General features: G+C 56.0%; 17 protein-coding genes and 1 tRNA gene. 8 read left to right on the top strand and 10 right to left on the bottom strand.

The genetic code is table 11. The annotated features are described in order from the left end of the window. Positions 1–67: 67 nt before the first annotated feature. From BLP93_RS01620 to BLP93_RS01635, 4 genes are all read right to left on the bottom strand, one after another. Positions 68–144, bottom strand: a tRNA-Pro gene (locus BLP93_RS01620). 115 nt (positions 145–259) lie between these two features. After that, positions 260–766, bottom strand: coding sequence for a cob(I)yrinic acid a,c-diamide adenosyltransferase (locus BLP93_RS01625; protein WP_092116569.1), 507 nt, complete (start codon positions 764–766; stop codon positions 260–262). After that, the gene (gene amrS / locus BLP93_RS01630; RefSeq protein WP_092116571.1) at positions 763–1,818 is read right to left on the bottom strand and encodes an AmmeMemoRadiSam system radical SAM enzyme; all 1,056 of its coding nucleotides are present in this window, start codon (positions 1,816–1,818) and stop codon (positions 763–765) included. The genes BLP93_RS01625 and amrS overlap by 4 nt, the downstream gene beginning before the upstream one ends. Before the next feature lie 19 nt (positions 1,819–1,837). After that, positions 1,838–2,215 (bottom strand): hypothetical protein, encoded by a 378-nt coding sequence (locus tag BLP93_RS01635; RefSeq protein ID WP_139162884.1) that lies wholly within the window; start codon positions 2,213–2,215, stop codon positions 1,838–1,840. Between the two features lie 184 nt (positions 2,216–2,399). On the opposite strand from BLP93_RS01635, the gene purM reads away from it, so the two are divergent. Beyond that, positions 2,400–3,449 (top strand): phosphoribosylformylglycinamidine cyclo-ligase, encoded by a 1,050-nt coding sequence (gene purM / locus BLP93_RS01640; protein WP_092116575.1) that lies wholly within the window; start codon positions 2,400–2,402, stop codon positions 3,447–3,449. Between the two features lie 52 nt (positions 3,450–3,501). Here the strand turns inward: purM and BLP93_RS01645 are convergent, their stop codons facing one another. Next, positions 3,502–4,737 carry a radical SAM family protein gene (locus tag BLP93_RS01645; protein WP_092116577.1) on the bottom strand — a complete coding sequence of 412 codons (1,236 nt, stop codon included), beginning with the start codon at positions 4,735–4,737 and terminating at the stop codon, positions 3,502–3,504. 666 nt (positions 4,738–5,403) lie between these two features. Here BLP93_RS01645 and BLP93_RS01650 point away from each other — a divergent pair. The 3 genes from BLP93_RS01650 (at position 5,404) to BLP93_RS01660 (ending at position 10,800) form a co-directional block, all read left to right on the top strand. Next, positions 5,404–8,601 (top strand): HAD-IA family hydrolase, encoded by a 3,198-nt coding sequence (locus BLP93_RS01650; protein ID WP_161946155.1) that lies wholly within the window; start codon positions 5,404–5,406, stop codon positions 8,599–8,601. Beyond that, the gene (locus tag BLP93_RS01655; protein ID WP_092116581.1) at positions 8,598–9,227 is read left to right on the top strand and encodes a shikimate kinase; all 630 of its coding nucleotides are present in this window, start codon (positions 8,598–8,600) and stop codon (positions 9,225–9,227) included. Before BLP93_RS01650 ends, BLP93_RS01655 begins: the two co-directional genes overlap by 4 nt. A 226-nt stretch (positions 9,228–9,453) precedes the next feature. Further along, positions 9,454–10,800 (top strand): glutamine synthetase family protein, encoded by a 1,347-nt coding sequence (locus BLP93_RS01660; RefSeq protein ID WP_208596539.1) that lies wholly within the window; start codon positions 9,454–9,456, stop codon positions 10,798–10,800. Between the two features lie 174 nt (positions 10,801–10,974). Here BLP93_RS01660 and BLP93_RS01665 read toward each other — a convergent pair whose 3' ends face one another. Then, positions 10,975–11,418 (bottom strand): hypothetical protein, encoded by a 444-nt coding sequence (locus BLP93_RS01665; RefSeq protein WP_092116583.1) that lies wholly within the window; start codon positions 11,416–11,418, stop codon positions 10,975–10,977. 757 nt (positions 11,419–12,175) lie between these two features. Between BLP93_RS01665 and BLP93_RS01670 the strand changes: the two genes are divergently transcribed. Further along, positions 12,176–14,587: an LPS-assembly protein LptD gene (locus BLP93_RS01670; RefSeq protein WP_161946156.1), complete on the top strand. Its 2,412-nt coding sequence runs from the start codon at positions 12,176–12,178 to the stop codon at positions 14,585–14,587. Positions 14,588–14,689: 102 nt separating this feature from the next. Next, the gene (lptE, locus tag BLP93_RS01675) at positions 14,690–15,187 is read left to right on the top strand and encodes an LPS assembly lipoprotein LptE (protein WP_092116587.1); all 498 of its coding nucleotides are present in this window, start codon (positions 14,690–14,692) and stop codon (positions 15,185–15,187) included. 318 nt (positions 15,188–15,505) lie between these two features. Here the strand turns inward: lptE and lptA are convergent, their stop codons facing one another. From lptA to BLP93_RS01700, 4 genes are all read right to left on the bottom strand, one after another. Then, on the bottom strand, positions 15,506–16,027 hold the full coding sequence (gene lptA, locus BLP93_RS01685; protein ID WP_092116591.1) for a lipopolysaccharide transport periplasmic protein LptA: 522 nt from the start codon (positions 16,025–16,027) through the stop codon (positions 15,506–15,508). 383 nt (positions 16,028–16,410) lie between these two features. Then, the gene (gene lpxB / locus BLP93_RS01690) at positions 16,411–17,580 is read right to left on the bottom strand and encodes a lipid-A-disaccharide synthase (protein ID WP_092116593.1); all 1,170 of its coding nucleotides are present in this window, start codon (positions 17,578–17,580) and stop codon (positions 16,411–16,413) included. A 112-nt stretch (positions 17,581–17,692) separates the two neighbouring features. Then, entirely contained in the window at positions 17,693–18,694 is a 1,002-nt protein-coding gene (locus BLP93_RS01695; protein ID WP_092116595.1) for a Gfo/Idh/MocA family protein, read from the bottom strand. A 57-nt stretch (positions 18,695–18,751) separates the two neighbouring features. Further along, positions 18,752–20,362: a DegT/DnrJ/EryC1/StrS family aminotransferase gene (locus tag BLP93_RS01700; protein ID WP_341844726.1), complete on the bottom strand. Its 1,611-nt coding sequence runs from the start codon at positions 20,360–20,362 to the stop codon at positions 18,752–18,754. 405 nt (positions 20,363–20,767) lie between these two features. Here BLP93_RS01700 and BLP93_RS01705 point away from each other — a divergent pair, with 405 nt between their 5' ends. After that, positions 20,768–20,992 (top strand): MoaD/ThiS family protein, encoded by a 225-nt coding sequence (locus BLP93_RS01705; protein ID WP_092116597.1) that lies wholly within the window; start codon positions 20,768–20,770, stop codon positions 20,990–20,992. Between the two features lie 4 nt (positions 20,993–20,996). Then, the gene (locus BLP93_RS01710) at positions 20,997–21,725 is read left to right on the top strand and encodes a HesA/MoeB/ThiF family protein (RefSeq protein ID WP_161946157.1); all 729 of its coding nucleotides are present in this window, start codon (positions 20,997–20,999) and stop codon (positions 21,723–21,725) included. Positions 21,726–21,947 lie beyond the last annotated feature (222 nt).

Consider the following 21,947-nt stretch of genomic DNA (forward strand, 5'->3'; position numbering starts at 1 on the left):
TGCCGCGCATATATAAGGATGAAAAAAAGGGGCCGCGGTTCATTACCGCGGCCCCTTGATTTTCTTCTGGTCGGGGCGAGACGATTTGAACGTCCGACCCCCTGCTCCCAAGGCAGGTGCGCTGCCAAACTGCGCTACGCCCCGAAACTTCAGAAACTAACCAATTATTTCTCAAAACGCAAGATTTTTCCGAAATCAAGACAAAGGCAATCCGGCCATGATTGTTTTGCCGGAGAGTGACGATCAATGCCGCGGCGCTTCAGAAGTCGATGCCCCGCAGGGCAGCCTGGCCCTGGTTGTATGGGTGCTTCTGGACCACGAGTTCCGTGACCAGGTCCGCCTGATCACGAAGCCAGCCCGGCAGGCCCCGACCGGTCAGGACCAGGTGAACGTTCCTGGATCGCGCCGCATCCAGCAGGGATTGCACCTCTTCCTGCTCGATGAGTCCCGCGCCCAGCGTGTAGAGCAATTCGTCCAGCACCAGGACTTGGACCTGTTCCGCAAGCCGGTCTGCGGCCCATTTCAAGGTCACGCGGGCGGCGTCGCGATGGCGCTGAAAATCCCGTTGATCTCGCATGAAGCCTAACCCGCCGACATGGTAATCCTCTCCCAGCATCCTGGCCAGAACGACCTGCTCCCCGGCAACCCCTCCCCGTTTCAAGAACTGGGCGCATGCCACCCGCATGCCATGGCCCATCGCCCGCATGATCTGGCCCATGGCCGCGGAGGTCTTGCCCTTGCCGTCTCCAGTGTAGACAACGATCATGTCCTGCCCTCAAGCGAAATCGATTCCATGCCCCTTCCCTCCGCCTTCTGGCCGCAGTTACGGCATAGTCCATTCTCCAACGCCAAGTTCCGGACACCAAATCCGGAACGGCGAAGAAGGGTTGTCCCGCATTCATGGCAATCGGTCTGTTCCCCGGCGACTCCGGAAATGTTGCCCACATAGACATGATGCAAACCGGCCTGCTTGCCGATTTCCCAAGCATTGCGCAGGGTTTCCGGCGGAGTTGGCGGCCGATCATTCATGGCATGACTCGGGTGAAAACGCGACAAATGCCACGGCACCTCCGGACCCAGCTCGCCGTGAATAAACTCGGCCATGGCTCGCAGTTCGCCGGGGTCGTCGTTCAGTCCGGGAATGATTAAGGTGGTGACCTCCAGCCACCAGCCCAGACCGTGGATGGTCTTCAGGTTGTCCAGGACCGGTTTCAGCCCGGCGCCGCAAATGTTCTTGTAAAAATCTTCCGTGAAGGCCTTCAGGTCGATGTTCGCGGCATCGATGAGCGGCCCCCATACTTCCAGGCAATCCCTGGTCTGGAAGCCGTTGGAAACAATGATGTTCATCAGTCCCCGCTCATGGGCCCTGGCGGCGACGTCCACGACCAGTTCAAAGAAAATCGTCGGTTCCGAATAGGTATAGGAAATGCTGGATGCGGACGCGTGGACGGCCGCATCCACGATTTCCCCTGCCGTGACGCGCTCTCCCATGACGGCTTTGCCCTGCCGCGGCGGTTGGGACAGGCTGAAATTCTGACAAAAGGAACAGGAGAGGTTGCAGCCCATGGTCCCCAGGGACAATGTCTTCGTTCCCGGATAAAAATGGTACAGCGGCTTTTTTTCCACCGGGTCCAGATGCAACGCCGCTACCTTGTCGCGCACCAGAGTGAACAAGACGCCCTCGCGGTTTTCCCGCACGCCGCAGAGCCCGCGCTGTGCATCGGGAATTACGCAATAATGCGAACACAATCGGCAATGAACCTTGCCGTTTTGCAATGGCTTCCAGAGCATGGCTTTGTCATCTAATGGCGAGTCCATACGACCTCCTTGCTGACGCTTACCGGATCTGCTTGCCGGGTCCTCCCGGATGCTTCGAACCACGCTGCCGGCTTCGTGAATCCACCGGCTCGCCTGGAACAGGCAGAACAATTTCCGGAGAGATCCACATCGGTCCGAAGTTCACGTCGTGAGGTTGCTCCTTTTCGGGAGGCGGAACGACATGAAAGACCCGGTCTCCGGTACCGGGATTTCTGTCCATGTAAATTCTGCCGGCCTGATCCCCGGCTGGCGGACCGATTCGGATCACCGTATCACTCGTTCCCTCACCCGTGCCGATGTATGCGCCTCCCCCGGCCTGCACGGCAACGGTACCCGCGGCCTGCCCCGCCCACACGTCTCCCTGGAACAGATGACCGAGAAGGCATAGGACAACCAACAGAGGAACATGGTGGAGCACTGGTTGAGGGCAACAACTTCGACACCTTTCTCCAGAGCCTGAAGCCTCTAACGACTGAAAACGCATTTCAATATCACGGAACATGATTTTCCTTGAGTTGGCGAGGTATTGAGGTTATGATTGCTATTGATTCACGACCATTACTTCAAGGAGCCACAGTTCCATGTCCCACCGTTCAAAAGCCTATCAGCAGGCAGGCGTCGACATTGAGGCCGGCAATCAACTCGTCTCCCGGATCAAGAAAGCCATCGCTTCCACGCATACAAAAGGCGTGGTTTCCGATATCGGCGGCTTCGGCGGGCTGTTCAAACCCGACATGAGCCAGTTCAACGACCCTGTCCTTGTCGCATCCACGGACGGAGTGGGTACTAAACTCAAATTGGCCTGCGCCTTTCAGCGTCATGATACTATAGGTATTGATCTGGTGGCCATGAATGTCAACGACATTCTCGTCCAGGGCGCCAGGCCGATGTTTTTTCTGGACTATTTCGCCACGGGAAAACTGGATCTGGAACAGGCGGAACAGGTAGTTTCCGGCATCGCGGCGGGCTGCAAGGAGGCCGGATGCGCCCTTCTCGGCGGCGAAACAGCGGAAATGCCGGATTTTTATGCCCCTGGGGAATATGATTTAGCCGGATTTTGCGTCGGGATCGTGGAAGATACGAAAATCATTGACGGCTCCGGTTCCTCTTCAGGCGATCAGGTCATTGGTTTGGCTTCGTCGGGCTTTCATTCCAACGGGTACTCCCTGGTCCGCAAGGCGCTGGCCGAATCCGGGCTGCAGGGCCAGGACACGTTCCCGGGCACGCAAAGCAGCGTGGCCGACGTCCTCCTCAGTCCGACCAAAATCTACGTCAAGCCCGTGCTCAACCTGCTGCGTGACCTGCCCATCAAGGGCATGGTTCATGTTACCGGGGGCGGCTTCTACGACAACATTCCCCGCATCATTCCCCGCCAACTGCTCGTGTCCATCCAGTTCGGCTCATGGCCCGTGGCCCAGGACTTCCTCTGGATCAAACAGACTGCACGGCTTTCCTGGGAGGAAATGCACCAGATCTTCAACGTCGGCATCGGCTTTCTCCTGATTGTGGACAAGGAACACGCCGAGGAGGTCATCTCCCGCCTCAATGCCCAGAATTATGACGCCTGGTTGATCGGGGAGCTGCGTGAACGAATCGGCAGAGACGAGGAGCAGGTTCAGATCGTCTTCTGACCCCCGCTGAAAGTCCGTGCAATAGCGAGAACTGGTTCAATATTGCAGCTGATCAGCGACCTGCCAGATACGGATTGAAGTAGCCGAAGCGAATCCAGGGGGCTTGCCGTTTCAACTCGCTCATGAATGCATGCAGCCCCAGGGTCTCCTCCCTGATCTCCGGATACAATCCCAGATACAGCTCCGGATCGAGGTTCATGTTGCGCAACTGAATAAAGTCCACCTTTTCGGTTTGGACCAGGTCCGTGAGAGCACTCAATTCCGCGACCGTATCACTAATCCCTGGAAAAAAAAGATAATTCAGAGAAACGAACATCCCTGCCTGCTTGGCCTGACGGATGCTTTCCCGCACATCTGAAAACGCATAGCCGTTGGGTCGATAATACCTCTGGTACACATCATCCCGGGCACTGTTCAGGCTGACCCTGATCGATGAGACTCCGGCCCTTGCAAGCAGGGGGATCGTCTTCGGCAAACTGGCGTTGGTGTTCACATTGACGGTTCCCGCGCCCCCCCCTTTCCGGAACCCCTGCACGGACTCGGCGATCAGGTCGGCTTCGGTTAACGGTTCTCCCTCACACCCCTGCCCGAATGAGAATATGGCTTTGGGCTCACGCCGGCCATGGCGCTGCATGACCTGGATGATTTCCTCGGGGTTCGGGCGAAATCCAATTCGATTCTGGGTTGCCGGAAATCCCGATTCGCTGGGCTGCAGAGAAAGGCATCCCAGACAGCGGGCATTACACGTTCTCGACGTGGGCAAAGGCGCCTCATATCGGCCCAGGGCCAGATTGCGTGCCGCCGGACAGGCTGAAACCAGTGCGCAATTGGCAAGATGGCGCACCAGACGATTGCCGGGGAACGTCTTCAACCACTGCTTTGCACCGGCGTGAATCCGTTGCGGCGGGATTCCGGAGAACTGCTGCCGGGGATCCTGATCCACCTTTTCCGCGCAAACCCAGAAGCGATCGCGGGCAAATCCCACGGCGCCATAGGCGAAAAGCGGCAACACCGGCGCACCTGCTTCCGTCGCATAGGCGCAGACCGCGCTCAGGGTATGGCCGGGACTGACGAAGGCCGCCACGGCGGTTTGATCCGAGATCCGGACATCATTGCGTGCTCTGTCCCAACCCACGGCATTCCGCCCCGGCAAGAGAAACAGCTCGCACTCCTCCGGCAGCGGAATCAGTTCCTCGGCCAGTGGCTGCCGGATCTCAAATCCGACTCGGCACGACATCCCCAGGGAGGGATGATCGAAAATACGTCCTCGCTGATCCGCGTATACCATACGTGGATGAACATTCCGTGATCGTGACAATGCTGCCCCCCATGACAGAACAATACGCATTCGCAAGCCTGATCGATAGGTCATCAACCGCCCGACTGGCAAGTCCAGTGCCAGTGCGTCGGCAAAAGGATATTTTAAAAATAATTGCAACTATTCAGCATATTCTGAAAGTACACGGGATTGGTCCGGCTTACCTTGATTTTGCGGTCTCGCATGTTTGACTGAGCCAGGATTCGTTCATCAAACCATTGCCAAGCACTTGAAGCTCCAAATGCTGTTTATTCACGCAATGGTTTGATGTTACGAAGCCGGCGAAGGAGTCTGCGAGGCCGTAAATCAAGGCAAGCCGGACCTCAGCTGAGTAGTTGCAAATAATTCACCTTGAAGTCCCCCTTCGTGATGAATTGCGACGTAGATTTTGAGAGCAAGGGCCGATATGGTTGACCTGAGCCTTTTCGTTGCTCAGAATAGCCGCAAAAACATCGGCGACATCTCCCGTGCCCGAAGGCACGGACAGCAATGTCGAAATTGCACTGCGATCGTTGCCGATCAAACTCCGGATTCGGCCGTCAAAGAAACTTTCCGTACGCGATAAGCACCGCGACAAGATACCGTAAGTTGTTTCTGACCACATCAAGCCGACCACTGTTAAACCAGGGAGGAACAATGACCGGTGTGAAGCCGAAGGCTGCCATTTTCGATCTGGGAGGCGTACTCACCAGCACGGACCATCTCCATGCCAAAGCCTGGGAAGAAACCCTGAATCCTTTTCTGGAATCCGTCGCCGAAAAAGAAGGCAGTCCCTTCCGCCCTTTTGACCCCCAGAACGATTACAGGAATCACCTCGAACGCAGACCGGCATTCGAAGGAGCTTTGAGTTTCTTCAAGTCCCGGAATATCGAGCCCCCCTACGGCAGACCGGATGACGGCCCCGAAGCGCAGACCATCCATGGGCTGAGTCGGCGCAAGAACGACCTGTTCCTGGAATTGTTGAACACCCACGGCCCAAAAGTCATCGACACGTCCGTCGATCTGCTGAAGACGCTCAAAAACGAAGGCTTTCGGATCGGGATCATATCCTCCAGCCTGAACTGCGACTGCATTCTCAAACTTGCGGGGCTTGAAGGATTGTACGACGTCCGCATGGACGAAGAAATGCTTCAGGAGCAGAATCTCAAGGAAAAACCGCAACCGGACATGATGCTCGCTGCGGCCCGGGCCATGGAGTGCTACCCTGGCGAATGCCTGGTCGTGGATGATACGCTGGCCGGCGTTCGGGCTGGGCGAGCCGGCAACTTCGGGATGATCATCGGTCTGGCCACCAATGGGAACGGCGAGATGTTCCGTCAATTCGGGGCCGATCTGGTGCTGGGCGATCTCACCGAGACGTGTCCGGAAGACATCCGGAAGTGGTTCGAGCAGGATCTGCAAAACGACGGATGGAAACACTCCTATACTGGCCTGGAACGCGGCGACGAGAAACTGCGTGAAACGCTGACCACCGTAGGCAACGGCTACATGGGGGTCCGAGGCTGTTTCGAAGGCGAGCGGGCCTCATTTTATCATTACCCTGGAATGTACCTGGCCGGCATCTTCAACCGTGTCCCAAGCATGGTGCACGGCCGCGAAATCTTCAACAATGATTTCGTGAACTGCCCGAACTGGCTGCCCGTGGAATTCAAGATCGGCAACAGCAAGTACTTGAGCCCGCTGCAGATGGAACTGCTCAGCTACAAGCAGGAGCTGGATCTGCGCCGTGGCGTGCTCCATCGCACCATGATCTGCCGCGACGTCCACGGCCTGATCACCCGCATCCAGTCCAGCCGGCTGGCCAGCATGGCCGAGCCCCATCTGTGCGCGTTGCGTTATGAACTGACTCCGATCAACTATTCCGCGCCGATCACCATGCGCGTCAGCCTGGACGGCAACGTTGAAAACACCAACGTGCCCAGGTATTCCCAATTGACTTCAAAGCATCTGGAACTGATCCATTCCGGCAAGACCGCCGACGGTTTGAGCCTGCGAGTCAAAACCAGTGCATCCGGATATCAGATCCATATGGAAGCCAGAACCCGGCTTCTGGAGGACAACAAGAAGCTTTCGCCGGAGCGCTCCACTTTCAAGAACAATGCGGAAATCGGAGAAGAACTCCGGTTCCAGGCCTATGAAAACAGAACCTATGCCCTGGAAAAAACCGTGGCCGTCTACACGTCGCTGGACGGAGTGCAGGATCTGAGCAGCGCCGCTTCCTCCCTGCTTGGCAAGCATTCAGCCTTCAACAAAATCCTGAGCGCCCATGAACGGGCCTGGGCCGCACTCTGGGACAAGGCGGACATCCGGATTCAAGGAGACCGATTCGTGCAGCGCACCGTCAGGCTGCACATTTACCACCTGCTGGTCACGGCTTCCCCTCACAATCGCCTGTTGTACACCGGCATGCCCGCCCGGGGGCTGCACGGAGAAGCCTATCGCGGCCACATCTTCTGGGATGAAATCTACATCCTTCCCTTTTTCGACCTGCACTTCCCGGAAATCTCGCGCTCCCTGCTCCTCTACCGCTACCACCGCCTGAACGGCGCGCGAGAATATGCGCGCAGCTACGGCTTCAAGGGCGCCATGTATCCATGGCAGACAGCGGATGGAGGCGAAGAAGAAACCCAGGAAATTCACTACAATCCTGCCGGAAAGACCTGGGACCCGGACTTGAGCCGCAGACAACGCCATGTGTCCATCGCCATCTTCGCCAATGTCTGGCGGTATGTGGAACTGGCCAAGGATGAACAGTTCCTGCGGGATTACGGCGCGGAAATGCTGCTGGAAATCGCCCGCTTCTGGGCCGATATCGCGAACCATGACCCGGAAACCGGAAAATATCACATCGAAGGCGTCATGGGGCCGGACGAATTCCACGAGGAGCTTCCCGGCAATGATGAGCCCGGCGTCAAGGACAACGCCTACACCAACGTGATGGTGGTCTGGCTTCTGGAGCAGGCGCTCAAGCTGGTGGACCGTCTGCCCGGAGCAACCCTGAGAAAACTTCAGGAACAAATCGACTTCAAGATCGAGGAAACCGAGAAGTGGCGGGACATGATCAGGAAGCTCAACGTCCTGATGACTCCCGAGGGCATCATCCACCAGTTCGACGGCTACATGGACCTGGACGAGCTTGACTGGGACGCCTACCGGCGGCGGTACTACGACATCCACCGCATGGACCGCATTCTCAAGGCCGAGGGCGACAGCCCGGACCATTACAAAGTCGCCAAGCAGGCCGACGTGCTGATGATGTACTACCTGCTGGAACCGGACGAGGTGGCCCACATCCTGCGCGAACTCGGCCATGAGGTGGATGATCCCCGGGAATTGCTGCAGAAAAACTACGACTACTATGAACCGCGAACCAGCCATGGCTCAACCCTGAGCAAGGTGGTCCACGCCGTGGTGTCCTACTACATCCATTCCGATGCCGGCACGTGGCGCTGGTTTGTGGAAGCGATGAAAAGCGACGTCTACGACACCCAAGGCGGCACCACGAAAGAAGGCATTCACACCGGGGTGATGGCCGCCACCCTGGATATCATCCTCCGATGCTTCGCCGGCCTCCATCTGGGAGGGCCGCATCCGGTCATTCAGCCCAGATTGCCGGAACATTGGCAGAAACTGACCTTCCGTTTCCAACTCCAACGGACCTGGTACGATGTTGAACTCGAACACGGTCGGGCTCGGGTGTCCATTTCAGGACGCGAGGGCGAGGAAAGGGTCGTCCAGGTTGGGGAGAAGATCTTGCATCTTCTTCCCGGCAGATGTTCCGAAACTACGTTGCCGGATGATCCCATGCCCATGGATTGGAGCATTTCCGTATGAACAGGTTCATTCAGGACAAAATTCCGGTTGCCGACTCCGAGGCAACCATGGTCCACCGGCAAGGCTCCGGAAAGACCAGTTTCGACACGCGATCGGATAATATTTTCCTGGTGGGTTTGCGCGGCAGCGGCAAGTCCACCCTGGGGAAACTTCTGGCCCGGCGTCTTGGTATGACGTTCGTGGACACCGATGAAATGGTCGTCCAAAAAAACGGCCATTCCATTCCCGAAATCGTTGCATCTGAAAGTTGGGAAGCCTTTCGACGCCTTGAGTCCGATGTTCTGCAAGAAGTCTGTAATGAAAAAGGGCAGGTGGTTGCGACGGGCGGCGGAATCATTCTTGCCCCGGACAACCTGAAACGGATTCAGCAATCCGGCACGACCTTCTACCTGATGACCAGGATCCCGACCCTGCTCCAACGTTTGACATCATCCACCGCCCGGCAAGATCGTCCTCCCCTGTCCGATCTGCCGCTGGAGCAGGAACTCATTCAATGCAATATCCAACGTGGCCCGCTCTACATGTGCGCGGCCACGCACATCCTGCACACCGACGGCGTAATTGAGGATTCCCTGGCGGACGCCCTGGAAAAACTCGGCTTAACTGATACGCCATATTCGGAATGAGAACGATGAACCCTGCTTTCCGGCTGCCGGCACGCCCATTCATGACCATTAACAATTTTGACGATGAAAAACCTCCACCACCATCCAGAGTTCACATTTTTGTGGAACGACATGCTCGATAGTGCCGCATGTCATTGCAATTTTTAGCAATTCCAACTGCTTCCAAGTTGGTCTCAAACTTGAATTACAGGCTCCCGACACGCCACTCTAACCTCTGGAGGTTTCAATGATCGATTCGCCCGTATTTAATTGCCGGAATGCCGACGACGTAATGAAGGCGGTTCGCGAATACAATGTCAGTTTTGTTCAATTCTGGTTTGTGGATGTCATTGGAACGCTGAAAAGCTTCCAAATAACCATCAGCGAGTTGGAGGGGGCCTTTGACGAGGGAATGGGATTTGACGGATCGTCAATCCTGGGTTTTGCAAGGATTCATGAAAGCGATATGGTCGCCATTCCTGATCCAACGACGTTCCAACTTGTTCCCTGGCGGCCGGTGGATCGTCCCGTGGCCAGGATGTTCTGCGACATCAAGAATCCGGACGGAACCCCCTATGTCGCCGACAGTCGGTATGTGCTGAAACGGATTTTGAGCAAAGCCGCGGAAAAAGGGTACACGTTCTACGTCGGTCCGGAACTGGAGTTCTTCCTCTTTGAATCATCGAAGCAGCCCACCATCATTGATCATGGCGGCTATTTCGATGCTCCGCCCCTCGATCTGGGCAACGACGTCCGCCGGGATATCATTTTCGCCCTGAACAAGATGGGAATCACGGTGGAGTACAGTCACCACGAGGTCGCGCCCAGCCAGCACGAGATCGACCTGCGCTATGCCGAGGCTCTGCAAATGGCCGACATTGCCGTGACCTACAAGACCGTTTGCAAGGAGATTTCCCGCAGGCACGGTTGTTACGCATCCTTCATGCCCAAGCCCATTTTCGGGCAGAACGGCAGCGGCATGCACACGCACCAGTCGCTGTTCAAGAACGGCAGAAACGTCTTTTATGATGCCAACGACAAACATTTTCTCAGCGCGGAATGCAAAAGCTACATTGCCGGTCTGCTCAAACACGCTCCGGAATTCTGCGCCGTCACCAACCAGTGGGTCAATTCCTACAAACGCCTGGTCCCGGGATATGAAGCTCCCGTCTATCTGGCCTGGGCCCGCCGCAACCGCTCGTCTCTGGTGCGGGTTCCTCTGTACAAGCCGGGCAAGGAAGTGGCTACACGCGTGGAACTGCGTTCGCCGGACCCGGCCTGCAATCCCTACCTGGCCTTTGCCGTAATGCTCGCCGCCGGGCTCAAGGGCATGGAGGAAGGCTACAAGCTGCCGGACCCGGTGGAAGAGGACATCTTTGAAATGACCACTTCGGAGCGATCCGCTCATAAAATCGAAGCGTTGCCGGGCAGCCTCGGCGAAGCGGTGGCGGTTATGGAACAAAGCGCTCTGCTCAAGGAAGCTTTAGGTGAACACATCTTTTCCAAATTCATCGAAAACAAGAAAAAGGAGTGGGACGATTATCGAGTCCAGGTCACGCAGTATGAGCTTGATCGCTACCTCCCTTTTCTCTAACATCCAAAAACTTCCGTAACGTGAAAACGCCCCGGTCCCAATTGAAACCGGGGCGTTTTTGATGAGAGAGGACGCACTGGGTGCGATCCCGGGGGGGCGGGCATTTTTCACTCTCAAGTCGGTGCCAGAAACTGGGACCGCGGAGAGTATTTGCTCAAGTCATCTTCCGCAGACCTACCGGGAAAACTGGACCGGAGATTCCACAGATCCCAGTCCGCCGTGCACATTCATCCCCACAAGTCGCCACTGATATGATGCACTCGGTTCCCATTCACAGAGCAAAATCCTGATCACGCCGTTCTGACGCTTGAATTCGCTGGAACCATCTCCCAACAAAATGCGGCCCGTGGGTTGGAAAGGACATCCGGGGCAGTCCTCGTTGGACTCCAGCTGCATCCATTCCAGGTGTACGAATCCCAGCTTTTTGGATGCTCCATGCACCAGGGCACGCACATCCAGACACGCGTCTTGGCGCTGATGCTGAATCTCACCCCAATGGAAACGATCTTCGTCAACCTGCGGCACAGGCCAGCCCTTCTTGCCGCACCCGGCACCGATCACCCCTAAAATGACCAACGCAAAGAGGAGCAACCACACCCTATTCAATCGAAACATCATCACCTTTGCCTCCATGCCTTCAACGCTATTGATTCATTGGCCGCGGCAACACAGTACCCGGATTCGACCACGACCCCGCGAACGTGCCCTCTCTCTAAACCATGTCCCCCACGGAAACAAGAATCTCGTGCCGGAAGGTCAACTCATCATGGACTTTCGGCAACTCACCTTCAGCATTCCGGCATGGACATATGCTGCATCACAAGATATTGCCGATCTGCCTCCAAAGCATGTTCGCCTGAAACCCAAGCCATGATGCACCAGCCACTTTGGTCTGACATGACGCCAATCGATCGTTAACGAATAAAGTAATCTTGTCGAAGCGCATCACTGCTCCAGCAGGAATTTTCGGCTCAATCGAAACAGCCCTGGACACTGAAGGCGAACCTTGCGGAAAGCCTGCGAGAGAAACAAGTATTCGTAGCTACGGGTATTCTTTATTCAATTATGAACAGATTAAGTCAGTGCAGCTTTAGGTATTGTTGTGTAACTATTCAGCATATTCTGAAAGTACACGGGATTGGTCCGGCTTGCCTTGATTTTGCGGTCTCGCATGCTTGACTGAGCCAGGATTCGTTCATCAAACCATTGCCAAGCACTTGAAGCTCCAAATGCTGTTTATTCACGCAATGGTTTGATGTTACGAAGCCGGCGAAGGAGTCTGAGGCCGTAAAATCAAGGCAAACCGGACCTCAGCTGAGTAGTTGCTTTGTTGTTTCGCTTTTTTTTCATGTTTGCGCCAAGGAGTCCTTCGCCCATGACGAAACCTCATCCCTGTCCCCATCGAGTCTTATCCTCATTGTCGACACGATACAGGTGCATTGATTGCATCATCTGGTTCCTGCTCTTCATTTTCCTTGCAATTCCGCAACTTACCGGGGCGCAATCACTGCTTCAGCAGGAATTTTCGGTTCAACCGGACCAGCCCTGGACCTTGGAGGCGGATCATGTGGAAAGCCTGCGCCAGGAACAAGTATTCGTAGCCACGGGCAATGTCATGATCCGCCATGGTGTGAACAGAATCCAGGCGGACTCGATCCGGTACTTCCGGGATACCGGGTTCGCTCACCTCAGCGGAAATGTCAGGATCGAGTGGGATGGCGACATCCTCGTGGGCGAGGAAGCGGATTTCGACCTGCAGCAAAATATCGGATGGGTAACGGACGGTGAAATGTTTTTGGTCCAGGATAATTTCTACATCCGCGGCCAGTTGCTGGAAAAGCGTTGCGAACAGACGTACGCTTTCAAGGATGCACAGATCACCACTTGCGACGGTCCGATTCCGGCCTGGTCCATTCAAAGCAGTGAAGGGGAAGTGACCACCGGTGGCTATGCCCGCATGTGGCACACTCGCTTTCAGGTCAAAAACACGCCGGTGCTGTATTCGCCGTACCTGATTTTTCCGGTGAAGACCCAACGCCAGAGCGGATTTCTGATTCCCGAACCATACTACAGCAACCGCCTGGGCGTCAGCTTGAACCTTCCCTACTATTGGGCCATTGATGAAGAAAAAGACGCCACGTTCTACGCCAACATGATGAGCAAACGCGGTGTGATGATGGGTGCTGAGTACCGGCAGTTCACCGATCTGGACTCCAAGGGGGTCTGGCAGGCCAATTGGTTGCACGACTCGAAAACATCTCCCACTGAGGCGGATGAGGACCCGCAGTTTCAGGAAGACGGACTGACAAGACCCAACACCAACAGGTACTGGGTCCGCGGCAAGCATGACGGCTATCTTATTCACCCGTTGTGGAAAACAAAATTTGATGTGGATATTGTCTCTGATCAGAACTACTTGCGCGAATTCAAGCACGGCTACACCGGCTATGAAAGAACCCACGACAGCATGGTGCGAGACTTTGGCCGCGGCATGAACAACATCGACTCCCGTAACAGAGCCAATGCCTTTGAGTTGAGCCGCAGCTGGAATCAATTCGGCTTCCGAGGCGGACTGCATTACACGCAGGCCCTTGAATACTGGACGGACAATCGGCCTTCCACCCAAAATCCCACATTACAGCGTCTGCCGGAACTGAACCTGGATTATTACAAAACCCAACTCGGAACTTCGCCCTTTGAACTGGAAGCCCGCAACCAAGCCGTCTATTTCTGGCGAGAATTCGGCACCACCGGCGGTCGTGTCGATATAGCCCCCCGCCTGAGCTTGCCGTGGAACACAGCCTATGGAACCGTGACGCCCAGCACCGGTTGGCGACAAACTTTTTATGCCGTTGACAAGCATGAAAACTCTCGCAGAGGAGTGGATGAATCCAAGGATTTTCACGAACGCGGCATTCCAGATTTTCGCATAGACGCATTTACTTCCCTTTTCGGCATCCATGATCTTGGCGCACCGGGAAAAGTGACTCCGCTCGCGGAGAATGCAGGGAATTCGCAGTGGACCAAGATGAAGCATACGATTCAGCCTGAACTCTCGTACTCCTACATCCCCAGAGTAAACCAGGACAGCAATCCTTTTTTCACGGGGGATGACCGGATCAATGAGCGTAACCTGCTCTCATACACCTTGCGCAACACCTTCAACAGACGGCTGGACCGTGTCGTTGAACTTCCAAGACCTGATGGCGCCGAAGGATTCGTTTTGGAGGATGCAGTCCAAATCAGATCGACATATCTGGATTTTCTGCGCATCCGGTTTGACCAGGCCTATGACTTCGTGGAGGCGAAACGCGACGACCGACTCGATCAATACGAGCGCCGACCCTTCACGGACATCCGGACGGACGTCACCTTCTCGCCCGGCCGCTATATCGACCTGGTGAACCGGACTTGGTACTCCCCATACGACAACATGATCACCCAGCATGAGCACATGCTTCGGGGGAACTACCCCGGTCTTGGGAGTGCCTATTTCGGCTTCGACTTTCTTTCCGAAGTCACGGACGACTTCCGGCGCCGTAATCAGCAAAAACGGGAAATTCTCCGGGTCGGCGGCCTGATCAATCTCCCCCGCGGCTGGCACTTGAGTGCGGATTACAAGAGGGATCTCCAGACAAAAGAGGACATTGAAAAAATATTGGGGATCGGCTTCGCGCATCAATGCTACTTTTTAAATTTTCTTTTTTCCCAGACGCCTGATGAAAACCGCTTTGAGGTGCAGATTTCCCTTAAAGGACTTGAAGACATTCTCGGCTTGAGCTTCTAGATCGTAAGCCATTGAAACAGCAGCTGATATTCGTGGAGCAACCGAACAGTGGTCCGCTCAGGACAGATCGGCCGCCAAACAATCAGAACCGAAGGACTCCCCATGTTGCGCACACTCTTCATTCCGGCAATCGGCCTGCTGCTATTCGTCGCCGGGTGCGGCTACCACTTCAGCGCCAGCGCACCCATCAACTTGCCCCAAAATGTGACGAACATCTACATTCAGGATGTGGATAATCCGACCCTCGAAGCCTGGATCGATCCATATCTTCGCGCCAGGTTCCGCGATGAGTTCACCCGTCGCGCCAGGATCAACTGGGTGGATGGTGAAGCAGCCCAGGCCGCCGTCACATTGAGAATAATCGCCTACTATACCGACACCGAACTCTCCGGGGCGCGGGATCAGACCCTGCGGGAACGGGCCACCGTCACCATGGAAACCGAGTTCCGCAGCATGGTGGATGGCTCCTTGATCTGGTCCTCCGGGCGCATAACTGAACACGAAACCTTCGAAGCGGGAACCAGCGATATCGCCGCCGGACAGCGGGCGCTGGAAAATGCTATTCGGCGGACAGCCGACGGACTGGGGGCGGATTACTGATCTATCGCGGTCTCAGTTTCCCCGTGAAACGGCATTGGCATCAGGCCATGCGAGATGCCGCGATTAATGAAGAGCACAAAAAGGTAACGCATCACTGCACATATTTCGTGTTGGCTACCCCAAAACAAAAAGGCGACCGTATGGTCGCCTTTTGTTTTGAAAATGTCATCCACTAGCTCAGGTGTGGAGAAGTAAACGATATGCCTTTCACTTGATTACCGGTTTCCTTGGTACACCGGACTCGGAAAAAGAAAACCTCTCGATTCGCTCAGGATGCCAGACTCGGCATGCGAAAAAGATGCTTTAGTTTTTTCAACTCTAAGGTGCAGCCGGTCCTGCGGGAGCCATGAATACGGCTTGCACGCGCTGTCGTTGGCCGCCTTCGACCACGCCTCTGTTGTCCTGGAGGTGATAGGTGATCACTTCGCCGCTGATGGAGCTTTGGCCGTCCTTGAGCACCGGATTGCCTTCCATGACCACCACGCCGCGCTTGGTCCAGTATGTTGCCTTGCTGCTGGTTCCGGTCTGGTTCTCGCGCTCAATTCGAACATTGCCTTCGGCAAGCAGTTTTTCAATATCCTGGGAGCCGTCCGGGCCGAGAGACGGACCGGCTTGCTCGCCTGAAGCGGCCATGAAAACGGTCAGCTTGTCGCTCCAGATCTGAAAATCTTCCCGGTCTACGTGCACGCTTCCCGTGAAGACCACCGTACTGCTTTCCTGAACATATTCCATGTGGTCCGAGAGGATTTTTACCGGCACCTGACCCTGGGCATGCACGGTGGAGGCCACAAAAAACATGGCCAGTATGAAGCCCATGACCTTCAAGGATTGTATCATCATGTTCTCCTGATTGGTAAGTTGCTTTTTGCTGTTGACTTGTAACTATTCAGTTGCGTTCCGGCTTGTCTCGATTTTTGTCCTCGCAAATCCTTCGCCGGCTTCGTAACATCGAACCATTGCTCGAATAAACATCAAATTGTCGCTTCAGGCGTTTGGCAATGGTTCGATGAACGAATCCTGGCTCAGTCAGACAAGCGATGCCAAAAAATCGAGACAAACCGGAACATACCGAGTTTTGTTGTCAAAAGTGCTGAGTAGTTATGTTGACTTCGCAATAAGACTAAAAATTTCCTTCAATGGGGATCGAAGTGCCGGTTCACCCATCCACTTCATTATCAGGCAAATACTCCCGAATCCCTTGTGCTGTAAAGCCGGATCGATATTTACGTCCTATCTCCTTGCTGGAAGCGACAGCCAAGGTCACCAAGAATGATGGCCGCGGACCTGTCCGCGGGTCCGCATGCGGTGTCTCGCGGGCAAGTAGATTGGGTCGTCAGCATCCCGGGCAGGCGGGAGAGTTCCCGGCGCACGCGCCGCATCTCTTCCGGATGCGAAAGCCATTGCCATGCCTGAGTGGTGAGGTTGTCGGCATTTGCCTGGTTCTGAATGAATTCCGGCAGAACATTTCTGCGCAGGATCAGATTCGCCAGGCTGACAGCCGGCACCTTGACCAGCCGCACCCCCACCAGAAAGCTCAACCGCGAGAATTTATAGCCGACGATGGTCGGCACCTGCAGCAGGGCGCTCTCCAGGGTCACGGTCCCGGATGTGGCCAGGATCAACGCGCATGAACGCATTTGCTCGTATCGCCGCGGATGGTCAATGAAGCGCAGCGGAAGCTGCGGGGGGCAATGAACGCGAATCTGGTCTTCGTTCACCCCTGGCGCTTTGAAAACACAGAATTCAAGAGCAGGATCGAGCTGCAGGAGACGGGCCGCGGTTTGCGCGAACACCGGCATCATGCGCTCGATCTCGGACTTTCTGCTCCCGGGGAGGATTCCTATTCGATTTGTTTCAGGCGAAACATCAAGAATCTCGGGGCGAAGCAACTGCTCCAGCAACGGGTGCCCCACATACTCCGCCTCCAGACCGTGGGACCGGTGGAACTGCTCTTCAAAGGGCAGGATACAGAGCACCCGGCGCACATGACGGCGCAGAAAGTTGATCCGGCCGCGCCGCCATGCCCAGACCTGCGGGCTGATGTAGTAGAAGACCGGGATTTGAAGCTTTGACGCCATTTTCGCCACACGAAAATGAAAATCCGGGGAATCGACAAGCACGATGGCGTCGGGTTTGGCATCGGCAAGCTGCTTGCGGATCGTTCGCCACATCCCCAATACCCGGGGCAGATAGGCGAAGACTTCGGATATGCCCATCACCGAAAGGCCTTCCATGCGCAGCTTCAAATCGACCTGCTGCTCTTCCATGGCCGAACCGCCCATTCCGGAAAGCCGGACCCCCGGATGCATGCTGCGCAGCGCTTTGGCCAGAATCGCGGCATGCATATCCCCGGACGGTTCGCAGGCATTAATCCAGATTCGAGGGGGGGGCATGGCAGGTTTGTTCCGAGTTCACTCAGGTGGCAGTATCATGAGGGTGTAATCCAAACCGCGATGGGATTCGATTGCCATTGAGATCGAAATGTAATTATGAGTTTACTGCGAATCAGAATCCAATGGGGTTGAGGGATGAGGGGATCGAGGCGTTGTGGGAGATGCTTTCGCGGATCAGTTCCGCCAGCTCCATGGAAGCCAGAGCCGCTCCGACATCCGGCACATGGGCCGGAGCCACGCAGTCGCTCCCCCGGCAGTAGCCGACAAAAGCCAGGAGCTGTGCCAGCAGGGCCTCCTCGTGGCGCACGAATACCGCTTCGCGGACCGAAGCCAGGGAAACATCGGCATAGCGCTGCTCCACGGTTTTGCGATGCAGGACCAGTTCCTTTTGCAGCAGGTCCGCCTCGACGAAAAGGTCCGGACAGGTCACGGAGATCTGGCGGATGCGTTTCTCGGTGATCTTGCTGGCCATGATGCGTGAGATGGAACCGTTGGTATGCACCAGGACGGCGTGTGCCAAAGCCGTCAGTCCGTCCCGGGCCTGACCGAAGGCCTGGACATGCTCCACTGGCCCGCGCAGATACAGAGCCAAATCAAGATCGTGAACCATCAGGTCCAGGACCACGTCCACATCCAGGTTGCGATCCAAGACCTTGTCCGTGCGGGTCAAGTCCATGTTCACCACTTCCGTGGAACGCCCGACAATCTTGACCAGCTCCGTGACCACGGGATTGAAGCGCTCGATGAAGCCGACCTGAATGCGCAGATTCTTTTCCCGGGCCAGACGGGCGGCGGCACGGGTTGATTCCAAACTGTCCGTCAGCGGCTTTTCAACAAAAATGTTCGAGACATACCGGCTTATCAACTCGATGTATTCCAGATGCGTGGATGTCGGTGTGGCCAAAACAACGGCATCCACCCCGGCCAGATCCTCTTCCAGGTTGCCGGCGGCCCGGGTGCCGTACTCCGCGGCAAGTTGAAGCTCCGTGTCCTTATTGTTGTCATGGATGAAAACAACCTGGACCGGTTTCATGTAGGAAAGAACGCGCAGGTGGTTGCGGCCCATTTTGCCGACACCGATCAGGCCGACCTTGAGTGGTTGTGATTCGTTCATGATTCTCTCATTTGGATATTTTCGGATAGCGAACGGGATTGCGTAAACCGGTATCAGTCAGGTCCTCGCTCCCGGTCCGCAAAGGACGTCGGCGATCCGTTCCTGATCCCTGGCCTGAAGATAAGGATGCATCGGCAGGCTGAAAATGCGACGGGAAACCGATTCGCACACCGGAAGATCCCCTCCCTTGTATCCCAGGGGCTGAAACACCCGCTGCAAATGCAGGGGAATGGGATAGTAGACGACACTGGGGATTTTTGCATCCGCCAGGGCCTTCTGACAGGCGTCGCGGTGGTCCCTGTCCCTGGCCAGCAGGGAGTACTGGGCCCAGGCTGAGCTGAAACCTTCCGGAATGTACGGCGGGGTCAAATCGCATGGTTCCAGCAGGGGGGGATAGTTCGCGGCCAAGGCATGACGCCGCTCCAGTTCAAGAGGGAAAACATCCATCTTGGCCAGCAGCACGGCGGCCTGCAGGGCGTCCAGTCTGGCATTGGTGCCCAGCCGGGCATGCTCGTAGCGCGAGGTTCCCTGGCCATGCACGCGAATAGAGCGCATCACTTCCGCCATGTCGGCGTTGTTGGTGAAGCAGGCCCCGCCCTCGCCGTATCCGCCCAGGGGTTTGGCCGGAAAAAAGGAGGTGCAGCCGATATCGCCCAGAGCACAGGCCCGGCGGCCGTGCTCCTCGCCGCCAAAGGACTGCGCCGCGTCTTCGATCAACGCCAGACCATGTTTTTTTGCGATGGCCGATATCCGTCCGTGGTCCGCGGGCAAGCCGAACAGATCGACGGTAATCACGGCACGGGGAGTCAGCCCTTTTGTGTTTCCGGGCAGGGTATGGCCGGATGATCCGTCGACGAGTGCGGAAATAGCCGCGTCCAGCTTGTCCGGGTCAAGATTGAAGGTGCGGGGATCGATGTCCACGAAAATCGGCGTGGCGCCGAGCAGGGAAATAACTTCCGCCGTGGCGATGAAAGTAAACGGCGTTGTGAACACGGCGTCTCCGGGGCCGACGTCGTAGGCCATCAGCGCCAGAACCAGGGCCTCGGTGCCCGAGGAACAGGAAACCACGTGCTCCATTCCCGTATATGCAGCCAGCCTCTGTTCCAGTTCCTCCACTTCCGGTCCCAGAATGAACTTGCAACTTTTCATCACCTGAAACATGTTCGCTTCCAGGACCGGATAAATTGCCTGCTGCTGGGCCTTCAGGTCCACAAAAGGAATCTGGCGCGCATCCTGTTCGTCGCTGACGATCAGCCGACATTGCTCCGGTGAACATGTCTTAGGCTGCAAGGGCGATTCAATCTGGCGATTGCTGACCAGAACGTATTCATCGAGGTACTCGTCAGCCGCGAGAATGGTCAGGTCCAGCAACGGGTCAACAGTATCCTGGTGCAGTATCTGCAAGAGCTGCACGCCAGGAGCCGGCAACAGCCGAACCGTCTCCAGAAGCCCGGCCATGCGGCTCGCCAGGGCAGCGGAATCGTTGCGGCCGCCTTCCGCGGAAGCAATCCCGCGCATCAGGCAATCCGTGACTGACTGCGGATGAACCCATAATGTCAGGGTATCATTCCCGGCCATTTCCAATAAGGAAGAAACCGCGCCCTGTTCTTGTTCCTCGGCATGCACTGCCATGTCCAGGATATCTTTATCCAAAACGAAATGTTGCATTCTGATGGCACCTCTGGTGGATTGAAAAAAGAAAGAGGGGGAATTTAGGATGTTGATGAACGGATGTCAAAATATTCGTTAGTACGCCGACCATGGCGCGGTTGACCATCGGCTTCGCCTTCCTTACATTTTGATAGCTTCTCACTAACGAGACATTGATTAGCGATTTGAGCAGTCTGTTTTGAATCAGCTTTTCATCAACGCCGTCACCGCGTCCAACGACATCGAATATTATTTCGTTGTTTGCAACCATTCAGCTAATTTCGACGAACGACATGACTGGTCCGCCTTGCCTTAATTTTGCGCCTCGCATGTCTGACTGAGCCAGTACTCGTTCATCGAGCCGAAGACGAACAATGTAGCCCATGAGCTACCTCCTATTCAACGCCAACAAAGGATCTGTACATGCTGCTGGAAGTAAAATGTTACGCCACCCTCTCCAAGTTTCAACCCACGGAAAATGAATTCCATCTCGGACCTCATCCAATGATGCGCGATCTGATTGCTTTTTTGCGCATTGCCGAGGGCGAGGTGAAGATTTCTTTTGCCAATGGCGTCGTGGTCGGTCCGGATTATGAACTTCAGGAGGGCGACCGGATCGGGCTCTTTCCCGCCGTGGGAGGAGGATGAGGCCATGGCCGAATCGTTCAGCAGGCGGTACGTCCGTCACTTCACCACCCTCACCGAGCAGGACCAGCAGCGCCTGCATTCCAGCAAAATCTGCCAGCTGGGGCTGGGCGGCCTGGGTGGGACGCTGCTGGAAATGCTGGCCAGGATGGGTTTCGGCCGCAGGGGCGAGGGATGGATCAGGACGGCGGACGGCGATGTTTTCGAGGACAGCAACCTGAACCGCCAGTTGTTCTGCCTCGAATCCAACATCGGCCGTCCCAAGGCCGAAGGTGCGATGACCCGAATTGAGGCCGTGAACTCGGATATCGATCTGACTGCCCGGCAGACCGTCGTCATGCCTGATGAAATGCCGGGGTTCATCCAGGGAGCGGATATCGTCCTGGATGCCCTGGGCGATCTCCCGAGCAAGCTCGCCTTGCGCCGAGCCGCCGCCGCCGCGGGACTGCCGGTGGTCAGCGCCGGGGTGGCCGGATGGACGGGATTCATCACGACCCATCTCCCCAACGACATGTATTCCGATATTTTCCAGGGCGTTCTCGCCCAGGGCGAAGGCGCGGAAGTGTCCCTGGGAACTCTAGCCCCGTGCGTCTGGCTGATCGCCGCCCTGCAATGCCGCGAGGCCGTTGCCCTGGCCTGCGGCCATCCGCCGCTGTTCCACGGCAGCCTGCACATCGTGGATCTGACCGATGCCGGCTGGGAACGGATAATGCTCATGCCAGAATCTGCTGAGTAGTTTTTTTTCAGCAGTCCGCAAAATTCTGATTCAAAGACAGGGACGTGGTCCGGTTTGTCTGGACTTTGCCCGGTCTCTGCCGGACCGAGCCCGAATCCATTTTTGGGCCATTTCCAGACACGCAACCATTAACGACTACCCCCTGCCACAACGCTCAGCGAATTGCCCCATCCCATGCACGCAAAGCCCGATGGTACGATTCCAGCAAGAGACTGCCTTGGA

It is taken from the genome of Desulfonatronum thiosulfatophilum, assembly GCF_900104215.1.
GTDB lineage: Bacteria > Desulfobacterota > Desulfovibrionia > Desulfovibrionales > Desulfonatronaceae > Desulfonatronum > Desulfonatronum thiosulfatophilum.

Excerpts from the sequence above, each read along its gene's own strand:
- BLP93_RS01625 (WP_092116569.1), bottom strand. The coding sequence starts at position 766 with ATGATCGTTGTCTACACTGGAGACGGCAAGGGCAAGACCTCCGCGGCC.
- amrS (WP_092116571.1), bottom strand. The coding sequence starts at position 1,818 with ATGGACTCGCCATTAGATGACAAAGCCATGCTCTGGAAGCCATTGCAA.
- purM (WP_092116575.1), top strand. The coding sequence starts at position 2,400 with ATGTCCCACCGTTCAAAAGCCTATCAGCAGGCAGGCGTCGACATTGAG.
- BLP93_RS01645 (WP_092116577.1), bottom strand. The coding sequence starts at position 4,737 with ATGGTATACGCGGATCAGCGAGGACGTATTTTCGATCATCCCTCCCTG.
- BLP93_RS01650 (WP_161946155.1), top strand. The coding sequence starts at position 5,404 with ATGACCGGTGTGAAGCCGAAGGCTGCCATTTTCGATCTGGGAGGCGTA.
- BLP93_RS01655 (WP_092116581.1), top strand. The coding sequence starts at position 8,598 with ATGAACAGGTTCATTCAGGACAAAATTCCGGTTGCCGACTCCGAGGCA.
- BLP93_RS01660 (WP_208596539.1), top strand. The coding sequence starts at position 9,454 with ATGATCGATTCGCCCGTATTTAATTGCCGGAATGCCGACGACGTAATG.
- BLP93_RS01665 (WP_092116583.1), bottom strand. The coding sequence starts at position 11,418 with ATGATGTTTCGATTGAATAGGGTGTGGTTGCTCCTCTTTGCGTTGGTC.
- BLP93_RS01670 (WP_161946156.1), top strand. The coding sequence starts at position 12,176 with ATGACGAAACCTCATCCCTGTCCCCATCGAGTCTTATCCTCATTGTCG.
- lptE (WP_092116587.1), top strand. The coding sequence starts at position 14,690 with ATGTTGCGCACACTCTTCATTCCGGCAATCGGCCTGCTGCTATTCGTC.
- lptA (WP_092116591.1), bottom strand. The coding sequence starts at position 16,027 with ATGATGATACAATCCTTGAAGGTCATGGGCTTCATACTGGCCATGTTT.
- lpxB (WP_092116593.1), bottom strand. The coding sequence starts at position 17,580 with ATGCCCCCCCCTCGAATCTGGATTAATGCCTGCGAACCGTCCGGGGAT.
- BLP93_RS01695 (WP_092116595.1), bottom strand. The coding sequence starts at position 18,694 with ATGAACGAATCACAACCACTCAAGGTCGGCCTGATCGGTGTCGGCAAA.
- BLP93_RS01700 (WP_341844726.1), bottom strand. The coding sequence starts at position 20,362 with ATGCAACATTTCGTTTTGGATAAAGATATCCTGGACATGGCAGTGCAT.
- BLP93_RS01705 (WP_092116597.1), top strand. The coding sequence starts at position 20,768 with ATGCTGCTGGAAGTAAAATGTTACGCCACCCTCTCCAAGTTTCAACCC.
- BLP93_RS01710 (WP_161946157.1), top strand. The coding sequence starts at position 20,997 with ATGGCCGAATCGTTCAGCAGGCGGTACGTCCGTCACTTCACCACCCTC.